This window comes from Austwickia sp. (assembly GCA_016699675.1).
Lineage (GTDB): Bacteria > Actinomycetota > Actinomycetes > Actinomycetales > Dermatophilaceae > Austwickia.
Genome location: CP064985.1, coordinates 3,803,368 through 3,816,242 on the forward strand (window position 1 = coordinate 3,803,368; position 12,875 = coordinate 3,816,242).

Genomic DNA, 12,875 nt, shown 5'->3' on the forward strand with positions numbered 1-12,875 from the left:
CCACGCCGGGCTCGAGCAGCCTCGGATCGAGCAGGCTCGGATCCAATCCCGCAAGGTCGGCGGCGTCGGCATGAGCCTCGTCCGGCTCCGGCAGGGACTCCGGATCGGTCACAGGTACTCGCCGCCGGTCGGCACGCCCTCCACCGTGCGCGGGCGCGGCTCGACGGCTCGCTCGGCGTACGGCGCGTCACCGGGTTCAACGGCCGGCGCGTCGCCCGGCCCGGCGTACGACGCGTCGCCGGGGTCGCCGTACGGCGTCGCCGCCCGCGACCCACCATCCCCGGCAGGCGGGGCGCTCGAGGCGAGCCGCTCGGTCCGGATCCGTGAGATGTGCGTGACCCGCTCGCCCTTGCGCCCCGACACCCGCATCCACTCGTCCGGGTCGGAGGTGTTGGGCAGCGATTCGTTCTCCGCGAACTCCAGCGCCAGCGCGTCCAGCAGCAGCCGCGTCGACAGGCCCTTCGGACCACCCGCGATGAGCTGCTTGATCGCGGCGCGCTTGGCCCGGTCGACGACGTTCTGGATCATCGCCCCGGAGGCGAAGTCGGCGTAGTCGAAGACCCGCTGCCGACCGCTGGCGTAGGTCACTCGGAGGAAGTGGTTCTCCGGGCGGTCGGCGTACATCGCCCGCACCACCTGCTCGATCATCCCCGCCACCGTCGCCGCGCGGTCGCCGTGGTGCGCCGCCAGCTCGGCCTCGTCGAGGGGCAGGTCGGGGGTGAGGTACTTTCCGAAGATGTCCACGGCCCCGCCCTCGTCGGGTCGGCCGATCTGGATCTTCGCGTCCAGGCGACCGGGCCGCAGGATGGCGGGGTCGATCATGTCCTCGCGGTTCGAGGCGCCGATGATGATGACGTTGTCCAGCCGCTCGACGCCGTCGATCTCGGCGAGAAGCTGCGGCACGATCGTCGTCTCGACGTCGCTGGAGCGGCCGGACCCGCGGGTCCGGAACAGGCTGTCCATCTCGTCGAAGAAGACGATGACGGGCGCGCCGCCGGTTGCATGCTCGCGGGCGCGGGCGAAGATCAACCGAATCTGGCGCTCGGTCTCGCCGACGTACTTGTTCAGCAGCTCAGGGCCCTTGACGTTGAGGAAGTAGCTTGTGTTCTCGCTCTCCCCCCGCATCGCCGCGCTCTGCCGCGCCAGCGACGCCGCGACGGCCTTGGCGATCAGCGTCTTGCCGCAGCCGGGCGGCCCGTAGAGCAGTACGCCCTTCGGGGGCCGCAGGTGGTGCTCGCGGAACAGCTCCGGGTGCAGATAGGGCAGCTCCACGGAGTCGCGGATCTGCTCGATCTGATCGGTCAGGCCGCCGATGTCGGCGTAGCTGATGTCGGGGACCTCCTCCAGGATCAGGTCCTCGACCTCGGCTCGGGGGATGATCTCGTGCAGGAAGCCGCCGCGCGCGTCGTACAGCACCGTGTCGCCCTGCCGCAGCGTCACGTCGGCGAGGTCCGCGGCGCGCAACACGACCCGCTGCTCGGCGTCGTTGACGTTGACGACGACCCGGCCGCCGGCGAGGGTCTCGTGCACGGTGACGACCGCGCCGAGCCGGGGTGCCTCGATCGCCTCGACGATGGCGAGGGCGTCGTTGACGCGCACCTCGGCGCCAGGAACGAGCCGGTCGGCGGCGACCTCCGGGCTCGCGGTCACCCGCATCTTGCGGCCGCCGTGCATGACGTCGACGGTGTCGTCGGCGTGCCGGTGCAGAACGTGCGCGTACGTCGAGGGGGGCGTCGCCAGCGCCGCGACCTGGTTCTTGAGGTCGACCAGCTGGGCGCGCGTGGCGGCGAGGGCCTGGCTGAGCTGCTCGTTCTTGCCGGACAGGCGGCTGACCGTGGTCTGCAGCCGCGCCACCGTGGCGGGCGGCTCGGTCATGTGCGCGGCCCGGGGCGGGTGCGGGCTCTGCTCGGTCATGCCTGCCCTCCTGGTGCGTCGGGTGGGGTGCCCGCGGCGATCTCCTGCGCCGTACGGCGGAGCCGGCGCACCTTCTTGTCCGAGACGGGGCGCTCGCCGAGTTCCTCCGCCAGCTCGGCGTACGACTCCAGCGCGGCGAACGCGTCGGCGCCGGTGGGGCCGGCCTCGGCGGCGTCGTACGCGCCCTTGGCCGGGCGGCGCTTGCGCAGCGGCGGCGTCGTGCCCGGGGCGAGCCGCCGGGTCGTGATGAGGAAGCCGGTGTGGCCGTGCATGCGGTGCTCGGGACGGACCGCGAGGCCCTCCAGGTGCCAGCCGCGGACCAACGACTCCCACGCGACGGGCTCGGTGTAAGAGCCGTGCTCGCGCGCGGTCTCCGCCACCCGGGACAGCTGCGTCGCGGTGGCGACGTAGCAGATCAGGACGCCGCCGGGGGTGAGGGCGTCGGCGACGACGTCCAGGCACTCCCAGGGGGCGAGCATGTCGAGGACGACGCGGTCGACGGTGCCGGCGGGCACGGTGCGGCCGAGCTCCTCCACCAGGTCTCCCACGGTGACGGTCCACGCCGGGTGGGCGCCGCCGAAGAACGCCTCGACGTTGGCGCGGGCGATGTCGGCGAAGTCCTCGCGGCGTTCGAAGCTGTGCAGGCGGCCGGCGTCGCCCACGGCGCGCAGCAGCGACATCGACAGTGCCCCCGATCCGACGCCGGCCTCGACCACGGTCGCGCCTGGGAAGATGTCCGCCATCGCGACGATCTGCCCGGCGTCCTTGGGGTAGACGACCGCGGCGCCCCGCGGCATCGACATGACGTAGTCCGAGAGGAGGGGGCGCAGGGCGAGGTACTCCACCCCCGTCGTGTTCGTCGCCGTGCTGCCGTCCGGGCTGCCGATCAGGTCGTCGTGGTGCAGGCTCCCGCGGTGCGTGAAGAACCGACCGCCCGGCTGGAGCGTGATCGTGTGCAGCCGGCCCTTGGGGTCCGTGAGCTGCACCCGGTCCCCCGCGGCGAACGGCCCGCGACGGCGGGCGGCGCCGGCCGGGGTCGGGCGAACTGACGCGGCGGTCGGAACGGTGGCGTTGGTCGGAGGGGGAGCTTGGGTCGGAACGGGGGCGTGGGTCGGAGCGGGCACGGAGGGGTCGGGCACGTCCTGATCCTTGCACTGCTCGGGTCTCGCGCTCACCTGGGTATCTGACCTCGACCGCTCCCCCGGCTCCGCGTCGGTGACCACGTGGTCGTTCGCCGCGCTGGCCTGAGGGTCGAGCGGCACCCGCCGTACCTGCGTGTCCTCGCCGCTCATGAGGACCAAGTCTAGGCGGGCTGCGGAGATGCCCTCGGGCGGCCTCGCGCGGGGGTGGCCGGGCGGCCTCGCGCGGGGGTGGCCGGGCGGCCTCGGGCGGGGTGCACGGGCGGGCCGCGCGGAAGTGCCTGGGCGGGCGCATACTTCTGACGTTATGACACGGGCTGTTCGGCGCCCGCCCGCTCGACATCCGCAGCCGTGACGGCGGCGATGGGATGGCCGGCGGGATCGGTGAGGACCACGACGCCGTACGGGTTCTCCACGAGGGCCGCGAGATAGGCGGCGACGGTCGCGCCGGGCTGGGGGTCGTACGGCGCGAGCCAGCCCCTCGGCTGCCGGAGCAGCAGCGCGGAGGCGGGGGTGGCGCGTTCGTCGCCCGCGGGCATGCGCTGCCAGGCCTGCGGATCGACCAGCCCGCGCGGACGGCCACCAGGATCGACGAGCACCGGCACCGCGCCCGGGCTGGCCGTCAGGCGCGCGGGCACCTCGAGGGCCGGCGCCTCGAGGGGGACGGGTACGACGGGCCGCGCGACGGCAGCCAGCGGCACCGCCTCCAGGACCCGCAGCGAGGCGCCGGCCGCGATGGCGCCGCTGGCCCCGGACCACAGGAACGCCCCGATGAACGCGAACCACGCGACGCTCCACAGGCTGAGTCCGCCGCTGAGCAGAGGAATGATGACGAAGTAGAGCAGCCCGGCGAGCGTGATGAGGCGCCCGCCCCAACCCGCCGCGACCATCCCGGCGCTGCGTCGACCCGTGATCCGCCAGACCAGCGCGTCCACCAGGAAGCCGCCGTCCAGCGGCAGCCCCGGGAGCAGGTTGAACACGGTCACGAAGGCGTTCGAGATGGTCCAGGCCAGCCCGAGCAGGCGCGGCACGCCGGGCGGCAGGAGGGGCAGGACGGCGAGGCCGGCCAGCGCGAGCAGGGCGTTGGCGATCGGGCCGCTCACGGAGACGAGGGCGCTGCGGCCGGGGGTGGGCGCCGGCGCCGAGAAGGCGGTGTGACCGCCCCAGAGGTTGACGACGATGCGCTGCACGACGTACCCGGATCGCCTCGCCACCACCGCGTGCGCCGCCTCGTGACACAGGACGCTCACGGCGAGCAACAGGGCGTAGACCAGGGCGACCAGGTACGCGCCCCCCGCCCCGACGCCCGGCACGGACGCGCGGACGTCCGGGCCGAACGTCAGGACGATGATGGCGGCGATGACGAACCAGCTCGCCGAGAGATAAATGGGCACGCCGCCGATCGACCCCAGCCGCAGCCCGGGGTCGCCGGCCTCCGGCGAGATCGTCGGGGGGCCGTCGGCGCTGGTCGACATGGGTTGCAGCGTACGGCACCCAGATCGGCCGCTGACTCCCGCCGCCGGCCCTCTGCCCGCTGACGGTTGGGGTTAGCGCTCGCGGTGGTGGTTATCGCCGCAACGGTGAGCGCTACCCGCACCCGTCAGCACCACCAGCATTCGTGACAGGTCCGGACCCGGGGGGGGGGGGGGCGGCGAGGGGTACGGCGGCGCGCAGCGCGGGGTCCGCAGCGTTGTCGGACCGGCTCCTTAGAGTGACGTCATGGCACCGGCCCTGTCCCCCAGTCGCGCGAGCGACTTCATGACGTGCCCGCTGCTCTATCGGTTCCGGGTCGTCGACCGCCTCCCCGAACCGCCGTCGGCCGCGGCCGCCCGCGGCACGCTGGTGCACGCCGTGCTGGAGCGGCTCTTCGATCTGCCCGCCGAGCGACGCACCGTCGAGGAGGCCTGCCAACTCCTGCCTGGCGAGTGGGAGCGGCTGGTCGCGGAACGCCCGGACCTGGCCGTCCTCGTCGCGGGCCGCGACGGGGGGCACGACGAGCAGGCGCGGGCGGAGGAGGCGTGGTACGACGCGGCGACCCGGCTCGTCGAGCGGTGGTTCACCCTCGAGGACCCGACCCGCCTAGAGCCCGCGGAGCGGGAGCTGTACGTCGAGGCGGAGCTGGACGGCTTGGTGCTGCGGGGCTATGTCGACCGCCTTGATGTGGCGCCGGACGGGCGGATGCGGGTCGTCGACTACAAGACCGGGCGGTCCCCCAGCGAGTTGTTCGAGGGCAAGGCGCTGTTCCAGATGAAGTTCTACGCCTTGGTGCTGTGGCGGCTGCACGGCAGAGTGCCGACCCTGCTGCAGCTCGTTTACCTCGGCAACGGCGAGATCATGCGCTATGAGCCCGACGAGCGGGACCTGCTCGCCGTGGAGCGCAAGGTCAAGGCCCTGTGGGTCGCCATCGAGCGCGCCGCCGCCACCGGGGAGTTCCGGGCGAGTCCCAGCAGGCTGTGCGACTGGTGCGAGCACCGGGCGCTCTGCCCCGCCTGGGGTGGCACGCCGCCGCCGCTGCCCGAGGGGGCCGCGTTGTTGGCGCTCGATCCGCGGGCCAGTGGCGCGGCGGTCGTGGCGGTGGACTGAGGTGGTGAACTGAGCCATGGTCGCGCGCGAGCCGTCCCCGCCAGCAGTCCCGCCCGAGGAGGACCATCCCGATCTGGTGCGGTTGGCCGCCGCGCGGCCGTCCCGCCTCGCCCGGGCGATCTCCGAGGCCACCGACCCGGCGCTCGTCGTCGCCGCCGTCACGACGTACGTCGCCGTCCGCTCCTCCGGCGGTTGGCTCTCCGGGCTCGGGTGGGCCGGGTTGGCGGTGCTGTTCTGCGTGGCGCTGCCGTACGGCGTGTTGTTCGTCCTCCTGCGCGGCGGGGTGGTGGCGGATCGCCACGTCGTACGCCGTGAGCAGCGCCTCTGGCCCTCGCTGACCGCGCTGGTGAGCGTCCTGGTCGGCCTCGGGCTGCTCTGGCGGCTGGGGGCGCCGTGGCCGCTGATCGTGCTGGTTCTCTCCCAACTCGCCGGCCTGGTGGCGATTTCGCTGGTCACGCTGTGGAGCAAGGCGTCGCTGCATACCGCTGTGACCGCTGGGGCGCTGTGCGTGGTGGCGCTCCTGCAGGGCGGGGCGTGGTGGGCGATCGCGGCCCTGTGCGCCGCCATCGTCGGTTGGGCCCGGATTCGCGGCGGGCGCCACAGCCCACCGCAGGTCGTCGCCGGGCTGCTCATCGGGGCAGCGACCACGATCGGCGTGTTCGGGCCCCTGGCGCTGGCTGGCTGAGCGCAAGAACTTGGTCCAGCACGTGGAGCCACGCCCACCCGCGACGAACCCCGCCCTTCCCTCGGAGGCTGGGAGTTATCGGCGCGGGGGGACGCCCATCCGGAGCAGGCCGTACACGATGCCGTCCACGAGCGCGATCCAGCTGGCCTCGACGATGTTGGCGGCAACGCCCACGGTGCTCCAGGTGTCGTCGGTACCGGTGTGCTCGATCAGTACGCGGGTGATCGCGTCGGTGCCGTGCGAGGCGTCGAGGATGCGGACCTTGTAGTCGGTGAGCTCGATGTCGTCCAGCTCGGGGTACACACCCACCAACGCCAGCCGCAGGGCGTGGTCGAGGGCGTTGACCGGGCCGTTGCCCTCCCCCAGCGCCACGTGCCGGCCGCCGGCGTGCAGCTTGACGCTGGCCTCCGACATGGCCGGCGCGCCCCGCTCGACGCCGCCCGCGTCGGTGGTCACCCGCCAGGACTCGACGTCGAAGTAGTTCAGATCGTCGTTGCCGAGCTCGCGGCGCAGCAGCAGCTCGAACGAGGCGTCGGCGGCGTCGAAGGTGTACCCGCGCGATTCCATGTCCTTGACCCGATCGACCACGCTGCCCAGCACGTCGCGCTGATCGGCCAGGTCGAACCCAAGCTCGCGGCCCTTGAGCTCGATGCTGGCCCGGCCGGCCATGTCGGAGACCAACATCCGCATCTCGTTGCCGACCTCGGCCGGGTCGTGGTGCTGGTAGAGGTCCGCGTCCACCTTGATGGCGCTGGCGTGCAGGCCGGCCTTGTGCGCGAAGGCACTGGTCCCGACGTACGGTTGCCGCGACGTCGCGGGCACGTTCGTCACCTCGCCGATGGAGCGCGCGATGTGGGTCGCCTCCCGCATCCGCTCTGGCTCGATGAGGGTCATGCCCTTCTTGAGCTGGAGGTTCGCCACCACGGTGAGGAGGTTGGCGTTGCCGGTGCGCTCGCCGTAGCCGTTGATCGTCCCCTGCACGTGCGTCGCGCCCGCGCCGACGGCCGCCAACGAGTTGGCGACAGCGCAGCCGGTGTCGTTGTGGCAGTGGATGCCGAGCCGGGCGCCGGTGGCGGCGAGCGCGTCGGCGACGACCTCACCCACCTCGTCGGGCAGCATCCCGCCGTTGGTGTCGCACAGCGCCACGACCTCCGCGCCGGACTCGGCGGCGACCCGGATGACCTCGAGGGCGTAGTCGCGGTCCGCGCGGTACCCGTCGAAGAAGTGCTCCGCGTCAAGGAACACGCGTCGGCCCTCCCCGCGCAGGAACGTCACCGTGTCGCGGATCATCGCGAGGTTCTCCTCGCGGGTGGTACGCAGGGCGAGGTCGACGTGCCGCACGTGCGACTTCGCGACCAGCGTGACGACCGGCGCCTGCGCGTCGAGCAGCCCGCGGACCTGCGGGTCGTCGGCGGCGGCCAGGCCCGCGCGGCGGGTCGCGCCGAACGCCGCGAGCTGGGAGTTCCGCAGCTGGAGCTCCCGGGCGGCGCGGGCGAAGAAGTCGGTGTCCTTCGGGTTGGCTCCCGGCCAGCCACCTTCGATGAAGCCTACGCCCAGATCGTCGAGGTGCGCCGCGATGACGAGCTTGTCCGCGACGGACAGGTTGAGGCCCTCCTGCTGGGCCCCGTCGCGCAGGGTGGTGTCGTAGACGTGCACGTCGGTGGTCATCGGGGTTCCGTTCGGTCTGGAGTGACAGTCATCCGTGCGTGGCGCGAGGTGGCACGAAAGGCTGGCACGGGGCTGATGTCGACGTCGGTGCCGGGTGGCGCCGCGGCGTGCCCTACCCGATCGGGGTGGCGGGTCTGCCGCGGCCTTCCTCATCGCTCGCTGGTCGTCTGGTCAACGGCCAACAAAAAGACCCCCCGGGTACGGGAGGTCTGCGCGACGAGGGGTGCTCGTCGCGCTAGTCGATAATGAGGGTCGCCCACAGCATGGTGGCAGGCTGGCACGGGCCGCCGGAATGGCGCTCGCCCGTCTCGGGATTCGGTACGTCGCAGCCGGGCAACCCCTGCGGCCGGGGCGGCCGAGGTGCCGGGTCGTCCTGTACGTCGCGCGGGACGCCCACCCTCTCGGCCTGGCGTTAGCTGCGGGCCGAACCCGTCAACCCGCGGCGGGCGGGGTCGTCAGCGCCAGCAGGTCGGCGGCGCGGACGCCGTCCAGCGAGGGAGCCAGCGCCAGCCCCGGGGCGGGATCCACGGGCTTGACGCACGGCGTGACCAGCGTGGGGATCCCCGCGGCGACGGCCGACGCCGAGCCGGTCGAGGAGTCCTCGATGGCCACGCACCGGTTCACCGCCTCGGGTTCGCGGGCGTCGACGCCGAGGCCGGCCAGGCCCGTGAGGTAGGGCTCCGGGTGCGGTTTCCCGTGCCTGACCATGTCGCCGGTCACCACCGTCGCGAACGTCCCGGTAGGGAGCGCGCCCAGCACCACCTCGAGCACGGGCCGCCAGGACATCGTCACCAACGCCTGCGGCACCCCGGCCGCGCTGAGCTCGTGCAACAGCTCCAGCGCACCCGGCCGCCACGGCACGCCAGCCGCGCGCATCGCGACCACCACGCCCGCCTGCATCCGCTCGACGATCGACTCGCGGCCCAGGGTGACCGGGGTGCGGGCCCGGATCTGGTCGGCAGAGTCGAGCAGCGCCAGGCCGACCAGCGACAACGCGTCGTCGTGGGTCCAGGTGCCGCCGTACTCCGTGACCAGCTCGCGTTCCTGCGCGAACCACAGCGGCTCGGTGTCCATCAGGGTGCCGTCGAGGTCCCACAGGACCGCGCGGGGCAGGTCAGCGCCGCGCAGATGGTCGACCGGCAAATGCGGGGACTCGTAGACACGGGTCGGGTGGGCGTGGGGCAGGTGCTCCGTCATACCTTGAAGTACTTCGCTTCCGGGTGGTGCAACACGATGGCGTCGGTGGACTGTTCGGGGTGCAGCTGCAGCTCCTCCGACAGCTCGACCCCGATGCGTTCGGGCTGGAGCAGCCGCACCGACTTGGCGCGGTCCTCCAGGTCCGGGCAGGCCGGGTAGCCGAAGCTGTAGCGGCAGCCGGGGAACTTCACATCCAGCACGTCCCCGAGCGGCAGGTCGCCCATCCGGCCGAGTCCCAGCTCCTCGCGGACCCGCGCGTGCCACATCTCGGCCAGGGCCTCGGTGAGCTGGACCGACAGGCCGTGCAGCTCCAGGTAGTCGCGGTAGGCGTTCTCGGCGTACAGCTTGGCCGTCACCTCCGAGACGTGGCTGCCCATCGTGACCAGCTGCAGCGCGATGACGTCCGGCCCCGACAGCTCGGTCTCGCCCCGGTCCCGGAAGAAGTCGGCCAGGCAGAGCCGCCGGTCGCGGCGCTGCCGCGGGAACGTGTAGCGCCCCACCTCCGGCGGCAATTCGGCGCCGGCGTCGCCCGCGCCCATCCCCGCCGGGTCCAGCACGACCAGCGAGTTCCCTTCGGAGTAGCAGGGGAAGTAGCCGTAGACGACCGCCGGCTCCATGATCTGCTCGGCGGCGATGCGGTCCAGCCACATCCGCAGCCGCGGGCGGCCCTCGGCCTCGACGAGTTCCTCGTACGTCGCGCTCTCGCGCCCCTCGCCCTCGCCGCGGCCGGGCTTGAGCCCCCACTGCCCGAGGAACGTCGCCCGCTCGTCGAGATAGCCCGCGTAGTCAGCGAGCGCGATCCCCTTGACGACGCGGGTCCCCCAGAAGGGCGGCGTCGGTACGTCGAGGGCGGCGCCGCGCGCGACGTCCGAGCGGGTGGTGTCGTCGAAGGACGGCGCGTCGTCACCGGAATCCCCGGCGCCGCGGCCGGCGACGCGCCGCGCCCGCAGCGGCGGCAGCGTCTCGGCCAGGGTCGGCCCACCGGGGGTCCGAGCCGCGGCGACCGCGTCCATGAGCCGCAGCCCCTCGAAGGCGTCGCGGGCGTAACGGACCTGACCGGCGTAGATCTCGGCGAGGTCGCTCTCGACGTACGCCCTGGTCAGCGCCGCCCCACCGAGCAGCACCGGCCAGCGGGCGGCGAGGCCGCGCTGGTTGAGCTCCTCCAGGTTGTCCTTCATGATGACCGTCGACTTCACGAGCAGCCCGGACATCCCGATCGCGTCGACCGCGTTCTCCTCGGCGGCCCGGATGATGTCGGCGATGGGCTGCTTGATGCCCAGGTTGACGACGTCGTAGCCGTTGTTCGACAGGATGATGTCGACGAGGTTCTTGCCGATGTCGTGCACGTCGCCCTTGACCGTGGCGAGCAGGATCTTGGCCTTGGCCTGCCGGGCCGTCCCGGAGGCCTCGGCGGCCGCCTCGATGGAGGGCTCCAGATAGGCGACGGCCGCCTTCATCGTCTCGGCCGACTGCAGCACGAACGGCAGTTGCATCCGACCCGAACCGAACAGCTCCCCGACGGTCTTCATACCCGCCAGCAGGTGGTCGTTAATGATGGCCAGCGGGTCCTGCCCGCCGTCGAGGGCCTCCGCCAGGTCGGCCTCCAGCCCGTTGCGTTCGCCGTCGATGATGCGCTGCGCCAGGCGCTCGGCCAGCGGCAGCGCGGCCAGTGCCGCAGCCCGGGACTCCTTGACCGAGGCCGAGTCGACGCCCTCGAAGAGCTCCAGCATCCGGGCCAGCGGGTCGTAGGTGAGCGCGCCCGACTCGTCGTACCGGCGGCGGTCGTACACCAGGTCCAGCGCCACCTCGAGCTGCTCCGGCGCGATACGCGCCACCGGCACGATCTTGGCGGAGTTGACGATGGCGCTGCTCAGCCCCGCCTTCACGCACTCGTCGAGGAACACCGAGTTGAGCACCTGACGCGCGGCCGGCTTGAGGCCGAAGCTCACGTTGGACACCCCGAGGGTGGTGCTCACCCCCGGGTAGCGGGTGGTGATCTCGCGGATCGCCTCGATCGTCTCGATGGCGTCGCGGCGGGTCTCCTCCTGGCCGGTGGCGATCGGGAACGTGAGGCAGTCGACGATGATGTCCTCGACCGCCATGCCGTGCTCGCCGGTGAGGGCGTCGATGAGCCGGCTCGCGACGGTGACCTTGTGCTCGGCGGTGCGCGCCTGCCCGGTCTCGTCGATGGTCAGGGCCACGACCGCGGCGCCGTGCTCGCGCACCAGCGCCATCATCCGGGCGAACCGGCTGGTGGGGCCGTCGCCGTCCTCGTAGTTCACCGAGTTGATGACCGCGCGGCCGCCCAGCCGCTCCAGCCCGGCCTGGATCACCGCGGGCTCGGTGGAGTCGAGCACGAGCGGGAGGGTCGAGGCGGTGGCGAACCGGTACGCCAGCTCGCTCATGTCCGCGGCCCCGTCCCGGCCGACGTAGTCGATGCAGACGTCGAGCAGGTGCGCCCCATCGCGGGTCTGCTCGCGGGCGATGTCGACGCAGTCGTCGAGGCGGCCTTCGAGCATCGCCTCGCGGAAGGCCTTGGAGCCGTTGGCGTTGGTGCGCTCCCCGATGGACAGGTAACTCGCGTCCTGGCGCAGCGGCACGGAGGTGTAGAGGCTGGCGACGCTCGGTTCGCGGGTGACCTGCCGGGGCGGCACCGGCGCCCCGCCGACGGCCTCGACGACCGCGGCCAGGTGGGCGGGGGTCGTGCCGCAGCAGCCGCCGACCACGGCCACGCCGTAGTCCGCGACGAAGCGCCGGTGCGCGGCGGCCAGCTCGTCGGGTCCCAGCGGGTAGTGCGCCCCGTCCTTGGTCAGCTCGGGCAGGCCCGCGTTCGGCAGGACGCTGATCGGGATGGGACTGTACGTCGCCAGGTGCCGCAGGTGCTCGCTCATCTCCGCCGGGCCGGTGGCGCAGTTGAGGCCGATGACGTCGATCCCGAGCGGCGCCAGGGCGACGAGCGCCGCGCCGATCTCCGAGCCCATGAGCATGGTGCCGGTCGTCTCCACGGTGACCTGGGCGATCACCGCGAGGTCCGCGGACCGCTCGGCGAGGGCCCGCTTGGCGCCCACGATCGCGGCCTTGGCCTGCAGCAGGTCTTGGCAGGTCTCGATGAGCAGGGCGTCGGCCCCGCCGTCGATCAGCCCCAGCGCGCACTGCTGGTAGGCGTCCCGCAGCTCGGCGTACGGCGCATGCCCCAGGCTCGGCAGCTTCGTGCCGGGCCCGATCGACCCGAGGACGAACCGGGGCCGCTCCGGCGTGGACCACGCGTCCGCCGCCTCGCGCGCCACCCGTGCGCCCGCCTCGGCGAGCTCATAGGTGCGCTCGGCGATGTCGTACTCCCCCAGGTTGCCCAGGTTCGCGCCGAACGTGTTGGTCTCGACCGCGTCGCAGCCGACCTCGAGGTAGGCGTCGTGGACCGAGCGGACGATGTCCGGCCGGGTCACGTTAAGGATCTCGTTGCAGCCCTCGTAGTTCTGGAAGTCCGCGAGGCTGGGGTCCTGCGCCTGGAGCATCGTGCCCATGCCGCCGTCGGCGACGATGACGGTGTGGCCCAGGCGGGCCCTGAACTCGGCGCCGCGTTCGACGGAGCGGCTGGCGGTGGAGCGGCTGCTCACGGGTCTCCTCGGGGACGACTGCTGGTGGGGAGCGCCGCTGGTCAGGCGACGGGCCCATCGTACCGAGGCCGACCC

The 12,875-nt window shown here is 72.7% G+C and carries 8 protein-coding genes; 2 read left to right on the forward strand and 6 right to left on the reverse strand.

Annotation, left to right across the window (positions count from 1 at the left end; translation table 11 throughout):
* Positions 1 to 108: 108 nt before the first annotated feature.
* The 3 genes from arc to IPK37_17420 all read right to left on the reverse strand — a co-directional run bounded on the left by arc (position 109) and on the right by IPK37_17420 (position 4,528).
* Entirely contained in the window at positions 109 to 1,875 is a 1,767-nt protein-coding gene (arc, locus tag IPK37_17410) for a proteasome ATPase (GenBank protein QQS02980.1), read from the reverse strand.
* 35 nt (positions 1,876 to 1,910) lie between these two features.
* Positions 1,911 to 3,038, reverse strand: a complete 1,128-nt coding sequence (locus IPK37_17415) for a tRNA (adenine-N1)-methyltransferase (protein QQS02981.1) — start codon at positions 3,036 to 3,038, stop codon at positions 1,911 to 1,913.
* 320 nt (positions 3,039 to 3,358) lie between these two features.
* Positions 3,359 to 4,528 carry a hypothetical protein gene (locus tag IPK37_17420; GenBank protein ID QQS00571.1) on the reverse strand — a complete coding sequence of 390 codons (1,170 nt, stop codon included), beginning with the start codon at positions 4,526 to 4,528 and terminating at the stop codon, positions 3,359 to 3,361.
* A 244-nt stretch (positions 4,529 to 4,772) separates the two neighbouring features.
* Here IPK37_17420 and IPK37_17425 point away from each other — a divergent pair, with 244 nt between their 5' ends.
* On the forward strand, positions 4,773 to 5,636 hold the full coding sequence (locus IPK37_17425) for a PD-(D/E)XK nuclease family protein (protein QQS00572.1): 864 nt from the start codon (positions 4,773 to 4,775) through the stop codon (positions 5,634 to 5,636).
* A 16-nt stretch (positions 5,637 to 5,652) separates the two neighbouring features.
* The gene (locus IPK37_17430) at positions 5,653 to 6,321 is read left to right on the forward strand and encodes a phosphoesterase PA-phosphatase (GenBank protein ID QQS00573.1); all 669 of its coding nucleotides are present in this window, start codon (positions 5,653 to 5,655) and stop codon (positions 6,319 to 6,321) included.
* A gap of 75 nt (positions 6,322 to 6,396) precedes the next feature.
* On the opposite strand, the gene IPK37_17435 is transcribed toward IPK37_17430, so the two are convergent.
* From IPK37_17435 to metH, 3 genes are all read right to left on the reverse strand, one after another.
* Positions 6,397 to 7,989, reverse strand: a complete 1,593-nt coding sequence (locus IPK37_17435; GenBank protein ID QQS00574.1) for a citramalate synthase — start codon at positions 7,987 to 7,989, stop codon at positions 6,397 to 6,399.
* Between the two features lie 432 nt (positions 7,990 to 8,421).
* The gene (locus IPK37_17440; GenBank protein ID QQS00575.1) at positions 8,422 to 9,186 is read right to left on the reverse strand and encodes an HAD family phosphatase; all 765 of its coding nucleotides are present in this window, start codon (positions 9,184 to 9,186) and stop codon (positions 8,422 to 8,424) included.
* Positions 9,183 to 12,707: a methionine synthase gene (metH, locus tag IPK37_17445; GenBank protein ID QQS02982.1), complete on the reverse strand. Its 3,525-nt coding sequence runs from the start codon at positions 12,705 to 12,707 to the stop codon at positions 9,183 to 9,185. Before metH ends, IPK37_17440 begins: the two co-directional genes overlap by 4 nt.
* Between the last annotated feature and the right edge of the window lie 168 nt (positions 12,708 to 12,875).